Source organism: Lysinibacillus sp. AR18-8 (assembly GCF_001705465.1).
Classification (GTDB): Bacteria; Bacillota; Bacilli; order Bacillales_A; family Planococcaceae; genus Lysinibacillus; species Lysinibacillus capsici.
This window is the reverse complement of the sequence record NZ_MDGU01000025.1, coordinates 1-19,973: the sequence shown is the minus strand read 5'-3', so window position 1 is coordinate 19,973 and position 19,973 is coordinate 1. Positions and strand designations below refer to the sequence as shown.

Here is a 19,973-nt window from a genome sequence, read left to right as displayed (position 1 = left end):
AGTAGGGTAAATTTCTTCTAGAGTTAGAGACTAAAATACGATTTCTTTACTATGCAAGTCCATAAGCTTTCCATCACTGAATATTTAAAAATTCATAGTTTGCAATACATAAAAAAGAAGCCAGTAAAGTTACATTCATAATTGGCTTCTCTTTATTAGATATTAATTTTGGACTTTTAAAAGTTCGGTTAGTTTAATAACACTAAATTATTTCATTTTTATAAATTACCTTGTTTACATCATGCCTAACAGTTTTATGACCTGCTTTTATACCTTTACCAATAGCAATCAGCATAACATCAAGATACCTATCAGAAATATTTAAGATCTCTTTCAATTTCTTAGAATCGTAGCCTGACATCGTAATTGTGTCAAAACCAGCTTCATTCGCTAACAAAACCAAGGACATTGAGGCAAGACTTACATCTCTAGTTAATTCTAACTTTAGATCTTCTTTTGTCTTACCTTCATAATAATTTATTGCAGCATTCGCAAGATAGTCTCTTAATGATTCATCAAAATAACCTGCCTGGTACCCCTCCTCATGAATTTTAATAATATTACCTTTGTTAAATGCCTGATAGTCGCCCAACATGACGATTAACGTTGAAGCTTCTACTATTTGCTGTTGATTAAAAGCTATAGGTAGTAATAAATTTCTTAATTTCGCATCCTCGATTATTAAGTATCGTGTTGCTTGAATATTATTTCCGTTAGGCGACTTACTTGCACTTTCAACTAAGGCAGTCAATGTTTCTGAACTAATTTTATAATTTGAATCATAATATCTAACTGAACGTCTTTTTTCTAAAGTATCTTTTACACTCATTATGAACAACTCCTAAGTTTTTATTGTATTGCGCCTCTAATTATAGTAAGCAATAATAAATAAGAAAATAACGCACAAAAAAGTGGTATAGCCACTTTTTTGTGCCTATTTAGGAGAGGAAGCCCATGGTGAACTATAATACAGGAATCAATATTTTTATGGATATTGCAGGTGGCAAATGGAAATGTTTAATACTATTTTTCTTGAGTCAACAATCAGTAAGGACGAAAGAGTTTTATGAATTAATACCCGGAATTACGCAAAAAGTTCTAACCGATCAATTGAAACAGTTAGAAAGAGACGGGCTTGTTCGAAGAGAAATATTTAAAGAAGTACCACCAAAAGTAGAATATAGTTTAACAGATTTAGGAGAGTCATTTATCCCCGTTTTAAATACAATGTGTACATGGGGAAATGATTATGCACGTTTAAAGGGGATTGCCAAGGAGCAACAAATTTGTTGTCATCAAAAAGAAAGCTAAGTTTTCCTTAAAGGCTCCTTGTACTAATCACCTTTCTATAATTCGTATCAAAACTACAGCTTGTTACTCTGTTAGAATATTCCACAAAATGCTAAAAAGCCAAGGAGCATCGGTGCTCGCTTGGCTTTTGACGATATATAGGCATACATCTAGTCGTACTTGGGGTGTCATAAGGGAAAGGGGGATAACCTTACGTCTTGTCAAGTCGATCAAGAGATGTGGCCCGAGTTACATATCATTTGAACATAATTTAAAAGTCATGTGGCTGATGACTTATATACAGCTTGCCCAAATGATGTTTGCATTAATCATTACCCCAAAAATTAGGGTTGTAAGCTCTTTTGTTATATTTTTTTATTCCTTTTTTGAGACTCCAACTTTTACCTGATTTCGCCCTTCTTGTTTCGCAAGGTAAAGTGCGTCATCAGCCGCTTCAATTAGCGCTTCAGTTGTATGTGCCATTGCTGGATAGGCAGCTATTCCTGCAGATAATGTTATTGGTCTACCACATGGACTGACCGTATCGGCCAAAGTTTTTCGTAATTGTTCTGCGACTAGTGTGGCTTCCTCTATCGTCGTGTTCGGCAGAAGTATGACAAATTCCTCGCCACCGTAACGGCAACATACATCGCCTTCCCTAGCTACTGATTCCATTTGTCTAGCCAAAAATTGTAAAACTTTATCACCTACTGCATGTCCATATGTATCATTCACACTTTTAAAGTGGTCTAAATCTAACAAAATAATGGCATGTGGTACCTTACTTGCTAACCATTCAGCAAGCATTGAATCCATTGTACGTCGGTTCGTAATCCCTGTCAGTGGATCAACAGTAGATTGATCTTTGAAAAAGGAGACCTGTCCATGTAGAAACGATAAACTTCGAACCAATGCATTCTTCAAAGAATAGGCTTCAAAGTACCATCCACTAACAGATTTTAAACCTTCTACATTTTTCTTATCTAAACTTTCTTCTGTTAATGATGCTAATTGTTGTAAGGGATTCGCAATACGTGCTGCAGCCCAAAGTACAATGATAATCGAAACAAACATAAGAGGGACAGATTTTATAATGACCTCCTGTACACGATCAAATGAAGGGGCTAATGCTACTTCTAAAGGTTTCTGCGCAACAACTCCCCACCCTGTCGATGGCACTGCACTATAGCCAGCTAGCATTTTCACTCCTTTTGTATTCTCAACCAGTTGGGCACCATCCTTGCCAGATGTAACAGCTTGAACGACTTTATTTTTCGTTACAATGTCATTAATACGACTTGGATCTTGATGATAGATAACTCGTCCTTCTGAATCAACTACATATACGTAAGAACCATCCTTACTATAATGTTCTCCCAACAAGGTTTTAAAGGCATTAGGTTCTTTTAAATAAATAGTGCCAGCAATCATTCCTAGATATTCATTGGACTCCGAGAAAATAGGATGTGATATAAAAATGATGAGCCGCCCTGTCATCGCCTCATATGGCTTAGAAATAATGGGTGTCTTTTTGGCTAATGCCTCTTTAGCGCCAATGGATGTTAAAATCTGTCCTTTAATTTCTATAGAGGGCGGAGAGACAGATAAAACAAGTCCCTTTGCATTTGTTATAACCACCGAATTGAACATTTGATTTTGCAATCTCAAACGCTCTGTTTCCTGATTCAATACTTGTTCATCATCCATTTTCGTTCTGACCTGCTCCGCACTATATCCTAAGATTTGAAAAGCTTCATGTAGATAGGAATCAGCAGTTGATGCTAATTTTTGAGCATAAACTCTATTCGTTTCTAGCGCATTTTCCTTAATGGAATCAATGTTCATCCTATAGCCGCCCCAAACACTACCTATGCTTGTTAAAAAGAATGCTGCCATTGCTACGCCCATTATAAGATGCTTTAACTTTAATCGGTGCGATTTCATTTTTCCCCTCCTATTTATGATTTTTTATATGTATATTTTGAGATTCTTAAACAATTAGTGCCTATTATAAGCAAAGACTCCTATAGGTAAAAGTAACATGTATTAATTGTGTAAGAAGAATCCAACACACCTCTAGGATTGTATCAATAAACGAGATCGTATCATATAGAATCTAGCAAACAAAATTCCAACATTTTAGTTACTTAGATTAAAAATTCCAACAGCTGACGCTAATTATCTGAAATTTGATAAAAAATCTAAATTCTAAATTTTTTTACTTTTATTGTTATTCTGACATATAAAAGTTGAAGCGTTTATTTTATAATAAAAATTAGCATAGGCAAGTTAAGATTCAATCTGTTATAATACTCATTAAAATACAATAAACTGTAATAATACAGTATATAGAATACGCTTTTCACACAATGGGGATTATGAGAAAAGCGCTACTCGCCATCATCATACAGATGGTTGTGTAGCCTACACAAAAAGGGGTTGGAAGATTTGGGTATTTTAAAGGGGTTAAAAATTCTCGATTTTTCTGCATTACTACCAGGACCAATGGCGACAATGATATTTGCTGATTTAGGAGCAGATGTTATCCACGTTGAATCTTCAAAGCGGGTTGATTTAACGCGAATTATGCCTCCCTATGACGAAGATCATGAGGCATATATCCATCAACATTTAAATCGATCAAAAAAGTCTATAACGCTAAATTTAAAATCACCAGAAGCTATCGACATTGTTAAATCACTTGTACAGGAATATGACGTTATTATCGAAGGGTTTCGACCTGGTGTAATGCATCGACTTGGCATCGGCTATGAAGCGCTTAAAGAAATAAATCCTAAGGTTATTTATTGTGCGATAACTGGCTACGGACAAACAGGGCCATATAGTAATCGACCAGGACATGATAATAACTATCTATCATTAGCAGGCTTACTCGACTATTCACGCCATAAGGATAAAAAACCTGTTTCCATGGGCGTCCAACTAGCTGACATAGCTGGAGGGACAATGCATGCAGCAATAGGCGTACTGGCTGCTGCCCTCCATCGTGAAAAAACAGGAGAAGGACAGTTCATCGATATTAGTATGACAGATGCTGTCTTTTCACTTAATGCTATGTATGGTGCAGCATTTATTGGAGGTGGACGTGTCCCACAGCCAGAGCAAGAAATTTTAAATGGAGGCAGTTACTATGATTTTTACAAAACAAAGGATGGGCGTTTTTTTTCTGTCGGTAGTTTAGAGCCTCAATTTCGCAAATTACTCTGTGAAGCACTCGATATTCCTGAGTTGATCGATAATACCTTCAATGACTCCTACTACACGCAAATTCGTTTTAAAGAGGCTGTTCACGACGCCTTCTTGTCCAAAACATATGAGGAATGGCTTGAAGTGTTTAACGAGGATTTCGAAGGTTGTGTAGAGCCAGTTCTAACATTTCCAGAAGCATGTGAGCATCCACAGCTAAAGGCACGAGAAATGATTGTGACTATTCCCAAAAGCGATGGCACTATGCAAAAACAAATTGCCTCTCCGTTTAAATTTGATGGTACGCAGCCTGAATACAAGCATGTTGGTGCTAAATTAGGCGAGCATAATGAGGAAGTTTTACTATCTCTAGGCTTTGATGCTGAACAAATTGAGGCTTTGAAGGAAAAAGGCGTTTTAGAGTAAAAAAAGGTGTCTAATACATCACAGTATTAGACACCTTTTTTATACATATGCACTAATAAACATACGCAGGTTTTCAAAATGATCATCTATTAGTAGATATTTTTTGTAAATCTCCATTAACTTTTCAAAAAGCTCGTACTGCTCAGTTACAAACAAAACTCTTAAAATATTTAACATATGCAGGGATGCACTTTGTGCGACAACATAGTATGGTGCATTTGGTTGACGATAATTGCGTCGCCACTCTTCCACAGACAAACCAATATGTTGTAGAGAGTTATTCACATGAAGTGCTATATCCTGTTGAACATATGCCTCAATTGCAATAAGTTGTTCACTACTAAAATTTTTGTGTACTAATGAAGAATTGATTTTTTTATTCGATGCTAAAACATGCTCTTTTAATAAAAGTAAGCCATCCTCATAACGTGCCATTTTTACATAGTGCTCTAGTAGAATGGCATATAAATTTTCTAAATAATTTAGCTGATAATTTTTAATAATGGCAGGTGGTGTTGGTTTACGATTTGGTAATAGCTCTTTATACTCCAGTAATATTTCAATGGCATAATTATTTATTCGCTCATCCTCTAATAAATATTCACCATAATATATAACCTTTTCACTCTGCTGTTCTCTATTTGCTATATGAAATAAAATATAGGCAATTAACACTTTTTCCTTCTCTGATAGTGCATACATTGAGTAGCGCCATTCAGCTTCAAATGAGGTAATAAGCGCTTTGACACTTTTAAAATCACCTTCTGATAAGCGATAATGAGTAACAATTTGATAAAGACGTAATTGTTTCTTTGCCAAACAGCTAGCATTATGCTTATCCACATGAGTTATACACTTATCCAGTATCGTTTTATAGTTATTCACAAAGTTATCCACATGTTCACAATTTTCTCTCACAGAATGCTCGAAATGTCCCATTATTTCATAAAGAAATGTGAATTGCTCTAAAGGTTTGTGGATAAGCAGTGAATAAACTTTTTTTGTGAAAAGCCAATGCCAAAAAGATGCATGCTCTTTATACATCATATGCACTAAATATTCATCTTGAAATTTATATAAAATAATTGATTGTAGCTCATTAACTGGCATAGCTATTTGCATTCGTTTCCCAAAGACTAACCAAATTAATCGTTCTAAGTCTATTGTATGTTGTGCAAAAAGCTGCTCAAAAAAAGTATCTTTACCTTTTTGTGTATAGAAAAAAGCACTGAGACGCTCATTCACAAATTTTGAATCTAAACCATATTTGTCAAAATATATTTGCATTTCTGTTGATACATGACCCCAATATTTACGTGCTGTGGAAAAGGCAATATTCTTAGCCGTTTCTTCGTTTACTAAAAATAGATTGGGTGAAAGCGAAGTACCAAGTATTTTTGGATCTTCTCGCAGATTTGACTCTGCCTCCAGCCAAGTTGCTAGTATATTTTCAGCACCCTTTTTACTTCTTTGTTTATAAGCCATGAATAATTGCTCATCACAGTCCAACAGCATAAAAATGGATCCTCCCATCAATTTCTACCAACAAAGATCTTCCCCTATCATTCAAATACATGATTTTTACACTCTTTCTTCAATATAACAAATCTTAACTAACATATGCTAAAAAAATATGGGTATGCATAGCAAAAACGTTAACAATATAAAAAACCACCTATATAAGTGAACACACTTTATAGATGGATATCATCTTTACCAAAACAACGGATATTTTCTTTTTTCTCGTAAATTATTGATCAACAAACCGAAAAATACAATTATGACTGCTCCAATTAATACAGGGGTTAGTAAATAACTCCAACCATAACCTCCTAAAATAATAATTATAGGATTGGCGCCTGCTGGAGGATGTATGACACCTAAAAAGGCCATAAAAAATATAGTTAATCCGACACCAAGACTAATAGACAATATATTGGAGCCTAGTAATGAATACATGGACAACCCGATAAATGCCGAAATAAAATGACCTCCAATTATATTTCGAGGCTGGGACAAAGGTGCATTCCAGACGACAAATACAAGAACGCAGCTACCGCCTAATGATGCCATTAACCAAGGTGAATTGGTAATGTTAGTTAACCATAGCAACACAAAAATGCATATTAATCCTCCTATTGCTCCAGTAAAGGCATCAGCAAAATTTGTTCGAGATGGAGCATGACCTCCTCCTCTCATTTTTAATATAAAAGGTTTTATACTATTCTTTTTCTCTATTTTGTTTTCCACACCTATAATTTCTGTCATTAGACACCAACTTTTCTCTTCTATACTCATCTGTTTTATATAAGGTCCTGTTATTCATTTTTAAACTTTAACTATTATATCAACACAACAATAGATTTCAATCCAAACTTCAAATTTCAGACAAACATTTACTTATCTGACTTGTAGCTCATACAAAAAAGCAAACTTTTAAAAGTTTGCTTTTTCAAGAAATCATTATTAGTCATATTGTTTTTTAATAGTTTTATATATTCTTACCTTTTTCAATACAGTTTTAGGTACTTGGAAAGTGGCTGTGACAACCCCTGGATGGCGTCCGATTTCAATGGAACCTGTGATAGTTGCTCTATTTAAAACCTCTGGTTCGCTCATCTCAAATAGCTTCGCAGCTCGACTAATCGCGTTATCAGTCGCCTCATTTAACGTTTTACCAGAACCAATTACCGACACTGGGAATGCATCCTCTACCTGTTTAACACCAAACTCCTCCGCTAGCTCACGTGCGCGACGTTTTTCTTCCTTGGTAAAGGGCTTTGCTGTATAAGGTAAGTCTTCTACATTTGGTAGTAAAATTGGGCCTTCCAAAGCTACTTTCTTCAATACCTTAACTTGAAGCTGCACAATACCCGCTACATCGGTTGTATGTCCTGCAATCTCGCCGTCCCCTTGCATAGCATGCATGTCTCCAATATATACACCACCGCCTGGTACCTTGACTGGACAAATAATAGTCGCACCTTCTCGTACTCGGCTGATATCCATATGTCCATCGGTACGATGTAAATCCAATTCTTCTTGAGTAAAAGCATATTCATGTGGTGCTCCAATTAAAAATGAACCAAAGTCACCTGCATTATGTGAATCAGGCATCGCTTTAGAAGGGGTTGTCCCAAGCTGACCTAAAAATGGTCGCATTCTCGCCAATACACCTACTAAGTCGCTTGGAGCCAATGCAACAACAGGATTTTGTACAGAATTTTCAGGTGTTCTCATGTAGTTTTTAGCATCAAGTGCAATTCGTCTAGCGCCCTCTCGTCCAACAGTTACACCCATTTGCCCTTTATGATCTAGTGCCATCGTATAGCCGTTTGTCATTTTAAAGGGTGCCGTTTCTGTATCACATGTAGAACATCGAATTGCATGTGGGCCTATTCCTTTTACAACTGTGCTTGGATGAAGCTTGCCACAGCCTGGACATTTTACAGAAACAAACGGATCACCAATGAATCGATCTACAATTGCTTCATCATGGCCAGACGAAGTTGCAAGAGATGTGACCTGAATAGATTTAATTTTTATAACAATGGCGTCACCCACCTCTGCTCCTTCTACAAACACGGGCTTCGTTACTTCATGTCCTCCACGAATAGTAGGAGTAAGCATGGGTCCCCAACATCCAGGTGTTGTATTGGCAATAATCGTTCCACCATCCTTAAGCGGCCCTAACATCTTCTGTGATGGATCTAAAATACCATCAATAAACTCATTTACGAACAATGTTTCAGCGGCTTGAGGTTGCTGTATAAAATCATCACTTTCTACCTCTTCTTTTTCTAGCACATGCATGTCGTTTGTCATTTTCTAATCACGCTCCTAGAATAATTTTTATGTATATCGTTATATGTTAAAAATGCTCTCTACACTTGCAGAGAGCTATTTTTATCAATTGTTCATATATAAATCAAAAATATGTGAGAAGTCTTCTTTTTTATACTTATCTTTATGATCGATCATCCAAGTATTCGCAAAGCTTGTAATTTCTTTGAATGACGACGCAGGAGATATATTGTCATTGCCAATTCGACCAAGTGATGATGATGCTATGTTTAAACTTTTTTCCGCTACTTCTAGCTTATAAGCATTGTTCTTTTGTTCATAGCTAATGGCATGTAGTGCTTTATATAAATCTTTAATGTCATCAATAAAGCGTTTATGAATGTCGATGGATAGTGGGGAATTGCCGATTGTAAACTTAATTTCGACATCAAGATCGATTGTTCCTGCTGTTTCGAGAAAAACTTCTGTCACAGTATACATTGAATAGTCATAGCGTCGCAGTAATCGTTTCTTGCTCATAGCACTTTCGCCATCTACATGAATAATTGCACGATTTGTAAAGCAATACTCATCAGCCTTCGTTTTAATTAAAAAGTAAATTTTTTCATCAATTTCATGTAAGATAAAATCATCTGCATCTGTCTTATCATAGTCCTCTCTTGGCACAACCACACCAATATCTGAAAGTCCAAGTGCATCTGCTGCTATTTTTTTAAACATCGTCATTCCTCCTAATTTGTAATACTCTTTTTACGCTTTAGAATCTGTAAAGGTTTCACCATGTATTGATTTATATAAAAAATGTACTTCTTTTCTTGTAGAATAAAAGCATTTACTGGTTAAGCTATACAACCCAACATTTCCTCTTTTCTATACATTTCATTTATAATAATTGTCAGTAAAGATTCTTCCAAATCGAAAGGTCGTGTGAACAAGTGCAAGAACCAACCATTTTAGTAGTGGATGATGAGGCAGATTTAGCGAATCTACTAAAAGTAAGCTTACAAAAAGAGGGCTACAAACAAATTTATACAGCTGGTACCATTCACGATGCATGGACAAGCTTTCAACAAACAACACCCGATATTATACTTCTAGATGTCATGCTTCCCGATGGTGAGGGCTACGATTTATGTAGACGTATCCGTGAAGTATCCCATGTCCCTGTGCTCTTTATGTCTGCTAAAAATGAGGAAATTGATAAAATTTTAGGACTAGCCATTGGCGGAGACGATTATATTACAAAACCTTTTAGCCCGAAAGAAGTAGCCTATCGTGTGAAGGCGCAACTACGTAGAGCTGGCTATCAAACACAAGATACCATAACGAATATTGTTGAAAAAGCACTCCAAATTGGACCATTTCAGTTGAATGCCGATGAAACTGAAGTCCATAAAAATGGCGTACTATTGGAGTTAACAGCTAAGGAAATTGGATTAATGGCGTGCTTTATGCACAATCCCAATCGTATCTTAAGTAAAGAAACATTATTTGAACGTGTATGGGGAGAGGATTTCTTCGGTTCTGATAACACTGTTATGGTGCATATTCGCCGATTGCGTGAAAAAATTGAGGAGGATGCCTCTAATCCTCTATATATCACAACTGTAAAAGGACTTGGCTATAAGTTTGTCATGCCAAAAGAGGCACAAGAATGAAGTGGAAATTAACTGCTCGCTTTCTCCTTTCCGTACTTTCTATCGTCATCATTGTTATTTTCGTCAATACAGCTATCTTCATGGGACTCCTTACTTATCGGCTAGCAACTGACTCTGAAGGCGTTTCTGCCACAGAAGAAGAACACTTTGTGCGGGAATTTCAAAAATATATCGAGATAAAAAATGGAGCAACTTCCATACGTGCAGAAGGAATCGAACAATTGCATCAAAGAAATGCGTGGATACAATTGCTTGATGAAAATGGTCAAGTGATTGATGCTCATTTTGCACCAGATAAAGCACCATTGCACTATGCACCTATCGACTTAATTCAAGTATATAAATATAAAGAATTCGATTCTGATACTACGGTGTATATTGGCAGTAAGGATCCCATTAGTTATTTAATCGGTATTAAAGGTAGCGGTGTTACAAGGTTTGTTACGCATGTTTCTGGCACATCACTGTTACAGTTTATAGGGAAATTTGGCTTGTTCATCGTGATTGCGGACTTGTTAGTAGCTACATTAGTAGGGTGGCTTTTTGGTCGTACATTAACGAAACCTCTTTATGCGATGATAGATCGCATTCATCATTTAAAGAATCATGATCATACGTCTATTAAGTCTCCTGGTGGTGTCTACAAGCCGGTTTTTGAAAACTTAAATGAAGTATCACGAGAATTGGCAGCCCATGAACAGGAGCGAAAGAGACTAGAGATTATGCGTGAAGAATGGATTAGTAATGTCTCACACGATATGAAAACACCACTTGCCTCTATTCGAGGTTATGCAGAACTATTGAATGATGCACAAATAACAAATAATGAGCAAATGGAGTACGCACAAATTATAGAAAAACAATCATTGCATATGCAAAATCTACTGGATGACTTAAATTTAACGATGCGTTTAAGACATCAACAGCTTCCACTTACACTAAATGAAGTGAACATGGTGCCTTTTATTCGAGAGATAGTGATTGAAACATTAAATACACCACAATATGAACAAGCTAATCTTATGTTTGAGGCGACAACCGAGAAAAGTCTGCATCAAATCGATGAACATTTTATGCGCAGAGCTATCATGAACTTTTTACACAATGCATTGCTTCATAATGCTCCCGATGTATCTGTCCATGTGTCTGTTGATGAGCATACTCTTACAATTTCTGATAATGGCAAGGGGATAGACCCAGAGGATCTAGAACATATTTTTGAACGCTATTACCGAGGCACAAATACGGACAATACTGCTGGGACTGGTTTAGGTACAGCTATTGCTAGAGATATCATTGAGGCCCATGGAGGAACAGTGACCATCACCTCGGAAAAAGGAAAAGGTACATGCGTTATTATTGATCTACAAAAGGAATACTAAATAAATAAACTAAATTTAACCAGTTGAATTTAAACGCTAAATACTTTGCACTGAACTTTCGTGTGGAAAAGAAGGAGTCTCAAAATTTGAGACTCCCTCTTTGTGCTATTTCATTTGATCCTGTACTTTAGCAGGTAATTCATGGAATTTCACTTCATCAAATGAAGTAACTTCTGTTTCCTTTTTCACGTAAAGCTTTAAATAAGCATCCTGGCGTAAATTTTTATGAGCGGAAAACTTTAATGTTTTCTCTTCCCCATTTTTATCGTAAGTAGGTAGCTCGTACCAATACATTTTAAAGATTTCACCGCTATCTGCTTTATACTCCTCTACCTCACCATCAGCCGTGATATGAACATAGTAGGTATCTTTATTTAATCGGTTAAAATCTACAGTCATCAATACAATTAACCCTGCTACGAATAAGATAAACAATGCACCTATTCCGAAAAATACTTTTTTCATATTAATTCCCCTGTCTCACTATTTTATAAAACGAACGAACGGTAAAGATATAATAAATAAAGTAAATAGCTGAATAAGCAATCATCCACAAGATGACTGGTTTTGTAATATTCATGTTAAATAGCTGTGAAAATGCTAGTAATGCAAACACACTATGTGCAATACCCACAATAAGTGGCGCACTAAAGATAACAGCGACCTGTCCTGCTACTGTCTTTAAGATTTGCTTACTATTTACACCAATTTTATTTAAAATAGCATATTTTGCCTGATCTTCTTCGGCTTCCGTTAAAATTTTGAAGTAGATAATACTGCCTGTTGCCGCTAGGAAGACCAATCCTAGGAAGCTTCCCACAAACAATAGGGCACCAACTGTTGCTAAACTATCCTCATAGCTTTGCGGTACACTAGAAAATGATTCTTGTTGTTCAGAAGACAACTGCTGGTAAATGTCTTTCGACACGTCCTGTTGTTTCAAATCATTGTCCAATCCAACAACCTGCATCATAATCTCATTGGCATCAGTAGCTTTAAACTCTTGATCATTCACAACGAGAACTGTTCCAGCTGCTATAAAGTTCAACACGCTTTCCGTGTACATCTTTTCTACATGGAAGGAGTCTCCGTTTTGTAACTTAAAGTCCTCTCCTGTAAAATCATGTGAAAATCGTTCATCATAGGCTGCATCCAGTAAAATCGTAGAGCCCTCTGCAATGTGTAGCTCTTTATCCTTGCCTTGTAATTTCGCTAAGCGATTATAGTCCGATTCCTTAAGTAATGTATATTCGAAAAATGAGAATTCATTATCCACACGTAAATTTTTCACAGCCAGTGCTTCATTATATAAGACATCCTGTTGTGAAAATTCTACTGTCTCGCCTTTCCACATAAATGTGTTTGGCAGCATCTGACGTACAGAAGCTTCTGCATTATAATACATACCGAAGACACCGCCACCTGCTGTAATCGTAGTGGCACTTAAAATTGCAATGATTGACAACGATTTGGCATTAGCTCGAATACGATACAATAGCTGAGAAACACCGATTAAATTTAAACCCTTCCAGGACCATGATGTTGCTTTCTTTAATGCTGTTAAAACAAAGACACTCACACTATGGAATAGAAGGTATGTCCCTGCAATTGTTACCCCTATAACCATTAATGGCGTACCTAATACCGTAAAGAATCTCCATATTTCACTCGTAAACATATCAGAGGCAGCTGTATAATAACCAAATGCAATAAGTACAGTGCCAAGTAAAGCAGCTACTAATGATGCACGTGGAATTTGCTCTCCCTGTTTGTCCGCATGGAATAAATCAATTAGTTTAAATTGATAAATCACACGGTAACCTTGTAAGGATGTGAATAAAAACAGTAGTGTAAAAATGCCCGTTGTATTAATTAGTGCCTCCATTGAAAATGTCAGACTACCAACCACTTCATAGCCCATTAAGCGTACTAGTATCATTAATAGCCCTTGGGACATAAAGAAACCTAGAAGGATACCAAACACAAGAGAGACAAGCCCTATGACTAAATTTTCAAAAAAGAGCATTAAGCCAATTTTTTGCTTACGTACACCTAGTAACGAGTAAAGGGCTACTTCCTTTTTCCGCTTCTTCATAAAAAACGAGTTGGAATAGGCCATAAAGATGACAATGAAGAACAGAAGTACAACTGACGAGGCACTCATTAATCCTTTAATTTGTTGTGACGATTGCTTTAAGGCTGAAAGATCATCATTATATTTGAGCGTCACAAACGTAAAGTAAATAACGATACTAAATACCATTGAGGCAATATATAAAAAGTAATTCGATAAATTGCGTTGAATATTTTTACGCGCTAAACTAAATAACGTCATTTACTCCACCCCCGATGCTAGATAGCACCTGCAAGATCTCTTGGAAAAATTGCTTCCTCGTTAGAGTCCCACGTTGAATTTCCTTAGATAGCTGTCCATCCTGAATAAATAGAATGCGCTGGCAGAAGCTAGCGGCAAAGGCATCATGTGTAACCATCATAATCGTTGCGGCTTGAGATTGGTTTAAATCACTTAAGCTTTCTAATAAATCGGTTGCAGATTTTGAATCTAGCGCACCTGTAGGCTCATCGGCAAAAATTAGTTTTGGTTCTGTCACTAATGCTCGCGACGAGGCTGTACGCTGCTTTTGCCCACCTGAAATTTGATAAGGATATTTGTTTAATAAATCACTAATTCCAAACAATGCAGCAATTCGATCAACTCTTGCATTAATAGCCTTTGTCGGCATTTTTGCAATCGCTAGTGGTAAAACAATATTTTCTCGCACTGTTAAAGAATCGAGCAAGTTATAATCCTGGAAAATAAACCCTAAATTATCTCGACGAAAATCCGCTAATTCAGCATCCTTCATACGTGCCAAATTAGTATCTTCAATAATAATTTCACCAGTTGTTGGCGTATCAATCGTTGCTAATACATTAAGAAGCGTAGATTTTCCAGCCCCAGAAGGACCCATTACCCCAACAAACTCTCCCTTTTCTACTTCAAATGATATATTCGATAGCGCTGTAAAAGTATTTGCGCCTTTGCCGTAATTTTTCCCAACGTTTTGTACCTTTAATAATGGCGTCATATACGCTCACCTCTTCTTTCTGACTTTAGTATACGACCTCAAACTTACAGCAAATTTGTCGCAAGCTTACAGCAACCTTAAATCCACTGCTTTTTGGAATTTATAAACAAAAAAAGATTCATACACAAACTGTGCATGAATCTTTTCTAATCTATTGTGCTAATACTTTTTGAATATCTTCCTCAAAGCTACTTGGCTTATCTGCTGAGGCGTATCGTCCAACAACCTCTCCATTACGGTTTACAAGGAATTTTGTAAAGTTCCATTTAACACTATTGCCTAAAAATCCTTTGGAATGAGAAGTAAGATAATCGAAAATAGGATGTGCTTCTTTACCATTCACCTTCACGATCTCATGCATCGGGAACGTCACTCCATATGTTAGTCGACATTGGGAAGCCGCTTCTTCAGCTGTCGCTAGCTCTTGTTTAAATTGATTTGATGGAAAACCAAGTACAACCAGACCTTGCTCCTGATATTTTTCATAGAGACCTTCTAATTCTTCAAATTGTGGTGTAAAGCCACATTTGGAAGCTGTATTAACAATTAGCATCGGCTTTCCTTTATAACGTTCAAGGCTATAGATAGTACCATCTTCTAAAGTTACATTAATATCATAAATGCTCATCTCTCTACCTCCTATTATAAACGTCCATTCATTCTTGCCACCTGCTGCAAAGGGTCCCAAACACCATTGAATGGTGGTGCATAGGCCAAATCTAAATCTAGCAAATCAGGTAAGGTCATTTTACTATATAATGCTGTCGCAAACACATCGATACGCTTATCGACTCCCGCTGGTCCCACGATTTGGGCACCCAATAACAATTGATCGCGCTTGCGAACGACCACTTTTATAAACATACGTTGTGCACCTGGATAATAGCCGGCTATATGGCGTGCAGATAATTTAAATGCCTCATAGTCAAAACCAAGCTCTTTAGCATCGCGCTCATTTATACCTGTTGTAGCAATAGTTAAATTGAAAAATTTTAAAATAGATGTGCCCACAATTCCTCTAAATGGAGCAAATTTGCCTGACATGTTGAGACCTGCTAAACGACCTTGCTTATTGGCAGTCGTTCCTAAAGGTATATAATCTAAACGTTCTTTCACAATATTAAAGTGAGTTGCACAATCGCCAGCTGCATAAATATTTTCAAGGGAAGTCTCTAAATGGCGATTTACAATGATCGCTCCATTTTTTGCAAGTGCAATCCCAGTATTCTTTAAAAACTGTGTATTTGGTTTTATGCCTGAAGCGACAATGACTAAATCCGTCTCTAAAACGCCATTATCTGTAATAACACGTTCCACTCGTTTATTTCCTTCAAAAGCTTCGACGCTCGTATTTAATAACAGCTCTACATCGTTCTTTTTCGCTTCCTCATGAACATGCTGAGCAAGTTCTTCATCTAAAATACGGGCCACATGACTTCCGCGCTGAATAAGCCTTACCTTTTTCCCACAGGCATGTATGGTTTCAGCCATTTCTAAACCAATATAGCCACCACCTATGATTGTTACCTGCTCAATCTCTGATGTTAAATCTGCCATCAAATCTTCCAGTTGAGGAATTGTTTTTACCGTATGGATACCATCTAGCTCATTCCCCCTTTTCACAGGCATGACTGGACTAGCCCCCGTTGCAATAAGAAGTTTATCGTAGGTAATCTCAAATTTATCACCACTTGCTTGTGTACCTGTAATAACCTTCTTCTCTATGTTTACATTCTCTACCTCATAGCCAACTCTTGCATCAATGCCATACTTATCTCGAAAAGTTTCGACATCTCTTGCAATTAAACGTTTGGTTGATGAAATACGACCATCTACAACATAAGGCAATCCACATTGCCCATATGAATAAATAAAACCACGTTCTAAAGTAGTTATTTCTGCTCCTGGAACATTCCGATAGATTTCCATTGCTGCAGACATACCTGCAGCATCTCCACCAATGATGACGTATTTCATTCTACAAGCCCCCTTATTTTTTCCTTGTTGCCATTAAATCTGCATATTGATCGATATACAAACGTCGTTTTCCACCACTTACGATGACCCGTACCACATGAATAGCTATTATCATTGTAAGTGCAAAACCTGCTATTGCGGCAAGTAGAGAAATGACAATTTGTAGAACATAAAATGGTGAATCCATATCTAATTGGATGTCACCTAATGTTGTAATGGCTTCTGATAAACACAAGGTAGCGATAATAGCAATACAACGACGCCATGATTGCTTTACAATACTTTTGCCATTCTTGTTGACCATTGTAAAACGCATCACCTTCATACCGAGTGTTGCACCATTCATCATACTTGGTAACACCCCAAAGAGTACCACGTACAGAGCCATTTTCACTAAGAATTCAAAAGTACCGCTATACCCTGTCAGAACACCAATAATCATCCAAACTGATTGGACGATAAATAAATCAATGGCCAATGCTAGTAAAATAGAAATCGGCTTAACAATATCATTTTTTTCCATTTCAGCAGCTTTAGCCTCAACCTCTTCATGAGAGGGAAATAATGCCCAAACAATTGGTGCTAAGAAGAAACCTAGGAGCGCACCTACACTGTTTAGTAATAAGTCATCGACATCAAAGATTCGGTATGCGCAATTAAAGATGCCATAAATGCCTGTTCTTTGTGTGACCTCATAAAACAATGTTAGCAAAAAGCTAATTAAAAATGCACGTTTCCAGTACCTTCTTTCTTTAAGAAAATATCGCAAGTAAACGCCGAATGGCATTAGTAGTAAGAAATTAAAGAATGCTTGAAAAAATGCCTGCTGTTTTGTGATAGCAAGCCATGTAGATGGATTTGTGACAACAACGCCACTATCCTTTAAAACATCATCAACAAATTGAAAAAGTCGCAAATTAGTATGAACGGTGTCCGCGGATTGAAGTGAGCAAGTATCTCTTGTAGACGGAAATGGTAGTAATACTAAACAAAGCGCAGATAAAAAGTAAAAAATAAATGAGAACATGATAATGGTTTTGGACATCGATAAGTATCCATACTTACGATACGTATAAATCAGCCATGGTATAAATAGTACAAAAGATAAAATAATAGTTATGAAAAATGCTATAAAAATGGATTGCGTGTACGTTGACATAGAAACACCTCTCTCTTTAAATTGCCCTATTTTCTGAACACTAAAACTAAGTTTAGACCTTCAATACTACATGTATATTTCATCAAGCTTACATAATCCTTAATTCAATAAAAAAACAGGTAAAGAATCTATACTCTCTACCTGTTACTTACTATGCTTTCGCTATTTCTTCTTTACAGAATGTCAAAATTTCTTCTAGTTCATCATCCTCTAATGCAAAGTCTAAATATTCACCTTCAGCCTTTTCCATGATGAAGTAATTTAATATAAATGGTTCTTCGTCTTTTTCACCAATTAGGACACGAATTTCAATGCCAGCTTCGTGGTAAAGCTCATCCTCTTCATCAATTTCTACATCCAAAATAAATTCATAACGCTTACCCTCAATAATATTTGTTGGGTCTAAAATCTCTTCCATTGAGAATTGTGTAATTTCCATTATATTTGCTCCTTTTTCTTTAGCTGTTCTTTTCTATATTAAATCAATTTCAGCATGGGTCAACTAGAAAACTCGTATACACCTGTAAGTAATTATGCCACAATGAAATGGAATTAATTTAGAACTAAATTTCCCTACATACGAGGAGGCTTTTTCATGAAAGAGCTATTATATTATCAAGACGTTATGTTACAAGAGTTTGATGCAACTATTATTAGTAAAGGAACTGACGAATCCGACCGTAATTATGTTGTACTATCGAACACGGCTTTCTATCCAACTGGTGGTGGTCAACCTCACGATACAGGTACATTGAATGCGTTGGAGGTCATAGATGTTGAAAAAGTGGATGATGAAATTCGTCACTATATTGAAGGTGATCTATCGACTTTAGATGGTGTGGTACATGGCAAGTTAAATTGGCCAAGACGATTCGATCATATGCAGCAGCATGCTGGGCAACATATTTTAACAGCTGCTTTTGTAGAGCTTTTTAATGCGCAGACTGTAAGCTTTCATCTAGGCAGTGAGCAAGTAACAATTGATCTTGCTATAGAAACGATTTCTGAGCAACAGCTTGCAGCGGCAGAAGCAAGAGCCAATGACATTATTCTAGAGAACCGCCCCATTCAAACTATCTGGGTTACAGAGCAAGAGCTGGGCAACTATAATCTTCGTAAAGAAGTTGCAGTGACGGGAGACATTCGACTTGTGATTATCCCTAATTTTGATTACAACGGTTGTGGTGGCACTCACCCTACATCCACAGGGCAAGTTAGTACCATCAAAATATTAGGGACCGAAAAAATGAAGGGCAATGTGCGCGTTTCTTTTGTGTGTGGTCAACGCGTTTTGACTGAGCTTGGCATGCGGAAAAAAGTATTAGCGGACGTTGCTCGTCAATTAAGTGTCCCTGAGATTGATGCTGCAACAGCACTTACAAAAGTTTTATCTACTCAAAAAACTACAGAAAAAGCACTCGCTGCTGCGAAAGAGGAATTACTCACGTATGAAGCAAAGGCACTTGTTAATAGCGAAGGTGTCGTAACGGCTGCTTTTAATCAGCGAACAATGCAAGAGCTACAAAAAATAGCCCGTATGATTGTTACGGAACAGAAAGATGTAATAGCTCTACTTGTGTCTGAAAATGAAGGCAAACTACAATTCGTTGCAGCAAGAGGTAATAATGTTTCAAAAAGCATGAAGGATGTTGCCCAAAAGGCACTGCCGCTTATTAATGGTAAGGGTGGCGGAAGTGACCAAATGGTACAAGGCGGTGGCGATTGCACCGTTTCGAAAGAAGAATTACTAGCAGCGATGCAAGATGCTTAATTACATTATAATAGAGGAGCTGTTTGTTATTAATAGACAGCTCCTCCTATGTTATTGAAAAAAGACAATGTCACTAGCCGAAAAAGACTTTTTGACAAGGTAAGTGATTGATTTCCGTTACGCCAGCGTCCTTTCCAGGGGGCGTCCGGTGAGCCGCTTCATTCACTTACGGTCGCTCCAGGGTCTCACCTGTGACGCTATGAACTGCAC

Annotated in this window: 18 protein-coding genes; 5 read left to right on the top strand and 13 right to left on the bottom strand. The window is 36.9% G+C overall.

Going from position 1 to position 19,973, the window contains the following annotated elements; translation table 11 throughout:
• Positions 1-202: 202 nt before the first annotated feature.
• Positions 203-829 carry a nitroreductase family protein gene (locus tag BFM98_RS17780; protein WP_066038055.1) on the bottom strand — a complete coding sequence of 209 codons (627 nt, stop codon included), beginning with the start codon at positions 827-829 and terminating at the stop codon, positions 203-205.
• 125 nt (positions 830-954) lie between these two features.
• On the opposite strand from BFM98_RS17780, the gene BFM98_RS17775 reads away from it, so the two are divergent.
• A complete protein-coding gene (locus BFM98_RS17775) occupies positions 955-1,311 on the top strand; it encodes a winged helix-turn-helix transcriptional regulator (protein WP_004233871.1) in 357 nt (118 codons plus the stop codon).
• Positions 1,312-1,665: 354 nt separating this feature from the next.
• On the opposite strand, the gene BFM98_RS17770 is transcribed toward BFM98_RS17775, so the two are convergent.
• Entirely contained in the window at positions 1,666-3,234 is a 1,569-nt protein-coding gene (locus BFM98_RS17770; RefSeq protein ID WP_004233873.1) for a sensor domain-containing diguanylate cyclase, read from the bottom strand.
• A 504-nt stretch (positions 3,235-3,738) separates the two neighbouring features.
• On the opposite strand from BFM98_RS17770, the gene BFM98_RS17765 reads away from it, so the two are divergent.
• Positions 3,739-4,923, top strand: coding sequence for a CaiB/BaiF CoA transferase family protein (locus BFM98_RS17765; protein WP_004233875.1), 1,185 nt, complete (start codon positions 3,739-3,741; stop codon positions 4,921-4,923).
• A gap of 39 nt (positions 4,924-4,962) precedes the next feature.
• On the opposite strand, the gene BFM98_RS17760 is transcribed toward BFM98_RS17765, so the two are convergent.
• The 4 genes from BFM98_RS17760 to BFM98_RS17745 form a co-directional block, all read right to left on the bottom strand.
• Positions 4,963-6,456, bottom strand: a complete 1,494-nt coding sequence (locus tag BFM98_RS17760; RefSeq protein WP_254660055.1) for a hypothetical protein — start codon at positions 6,454-6,456, stop codon at positions 4,963-4,965.
• 180 nt (positions 6,457-6,636) lie between these two features.
• Positions 6,637-7,191 (bottom strand): HPP family protein, encoded by a 555-nt coding sequence (locus tag BFM98_RS17755; RefSeq protein WP_066038053.1) that lies wholly within the window; start codon positions 7,189-7,191, stop codon positions 6,637-6,639.
• A gap of 198 nt (positions 7,192-7,389) precedes the next feature.
• Positions 7,390-8,748, bottom strand: coding sequence for an acetamidase/formamidase family protein (locus BFM98_RS17750; RefSeq protein ID WP_054548908.1), 1,359 nt, complete (start codon positions 8,746-8,748; stop codon positions 7,390-7,392).
• An 84-nt stretch (positions 8,749-8,832) separates the two neighbouring features.
• Positions 8,833-9,447, bottom strand: a complete 615-nt coding sequence (locus BFM98_RS17745; RefSeq protein WP_048390761.1) for a PH domain-containing protein — start codon at positions 9,445-9,447, stop codon at positions 8,833-8,835.
• 215 nt (positions 9,448-9,662) lie between these two features.
• Between BFM98_RS17745 and BFM98_RS17740 the strand changes: the two genes are divergently transcribed.
• Both BFM98_RS17740 and BFM98_RS17735 read left to right on the top strand, forming a co-directional pair.
• Positions 9,663-10,385 (top strand): response regulator transcription factor, encoded by a 723-nt coding sequence (locus tag BFM98_RS17740; RefSeq protein WP_048390763.1) that lies wholly within the window; start codon positions 9,663-9,665, stop codon positions 10,383-10,385.
• The gene (locus tag BFM98_RS17735; protein WP_066038052.1) at positions 10,382-11,767 is read left to right on the top strand and encodes a sensor histidine kinase; all 1,386 of its coding nucleotides are present in this window, start codon (positions 10,382-10,384) and stop codon (positions 11,765-11,767) included. The genes BFM98_RS17740 and BFM98_RS17735 overlap by 4 nt, the downstream gene beginning before the upstream one ends.
• A gap of 105 nt (positions 11,768-11,872) precedes the next feature.
• Here the strand turns inward: BFM98_RS17735 and BFM98_RS17730 are convergent, their stop codons facing one another.
• From BFM98_RS17730 to BFM98_RS17700, 7 genes are all read right to left on the bottom strand, one after another.
• On the bottom strand, positions 11,873-12,232 hold the full coding sequence (locus tag BFM98_RS17730) for a YxeA family protein (RefSeq protein WP_004233888.1): 360 nt from the start codon (positions 12,230-12,232) through the stop codon (positions 11,873-11,875).
• Between the two features lies 1 nt (position 12,233).
• Positions 12,234-14,102 carry an ABC transporter permease gene (locus tag BFM98_RS17725; RefSeq protein ID WP_054548906.1) on the bottom strand — a complete coding sequence of 623 codons (1,869 nt, stop codon included), beginning with the start codon at positions 14,100-14,102 and terminating at the stop codon, positions 12,234-12,236.
• Complete coding sequence (locus BFM98_RS17720) at positions 14,089-14,856, bottom strand: ABC transporter ATP-binding protein (protein WP_054548905.1); 768 nt, start codon at positions 14,854-14,856, stop codon at positions 14,089-14,091. The genes BFM98_RS17725 and BFM98_RS17720 overlap by 14 nt, the downstream gene beginning before the upstream one ends.
• Positions 14,857-15,007: 151 nt before the next feature.
• Positions 15,008-15,484, bottom strand: a complete 477-nt coding sequence (locus BFM98_RS17715; RefSeq protein ID WP_004233894.1) for a glutathione peroxidase — start codon at positions 15,482-15,484, stop codon at positions 15,008-15,010.
• A 14-nt stretch (positions 15,485-15,498) separates the two neighbouring features.
• Positions 15,499-16,833 (bottom strand): FAD-dependent oxidoreductase, encoded by a 1,335-nt coding sequence (locus BFM98_RS17710; protein ID WP_066038051.1) that lies wholly within the window; start codon positions 16,831-16,833, stop codon positions 15,499-15,501.
• A gap of 13 nt (positions 16,834-16,846) precedes the next feature.
• Positions 16,847-17,992 carry a VanZ family protein gene (locus tag BFM98_RS17705; protein ID WP_048390777.1) on the bottom strand — a complete coding sequence of 382 codons (1,146 nt, stop codon included), beginning with the start codon at positions 17,990-17,992 and terminating at the stop codon, positions 16,847-16,849.
• A gap of 151 nt (positions 17,993-18,143) precedes the next feature.
• Positions 18,144-18,431 carry a DUF6509 family protein gene (locus BFM98_RS17700; RefSeq protein ID WP_036075918.1) on the bottom strand — a complete coding sequence of 96 codons (288 nt, stop codon included), beginning with the start codon at positions 18,429-18,431 and terminating at the stop codon, positions 18,144-18,146.
• Positions 18,432-18,587: 156 nt separating this feature from the next.
• Here BFM98_RS17700 and BFM98_RS17695 point away from each other — a divergent pair, with 156 nt between their 5' ends.
• Positions 18,588-19,763 carry an alanyl-tRNA editing protein gene (locus tag BFM98_RS17695; protein ID WP_066038050.1) on the top strand — a complete coding sequence of 392 codons (1,176 nt, stop codon included), beginning with the start codon at positions 18,588-18,590 and terminating at the stop codon, positions 19,761-19,763.
• Positions 19,764-19,973 lie beyond the last annotated feature (210 nt).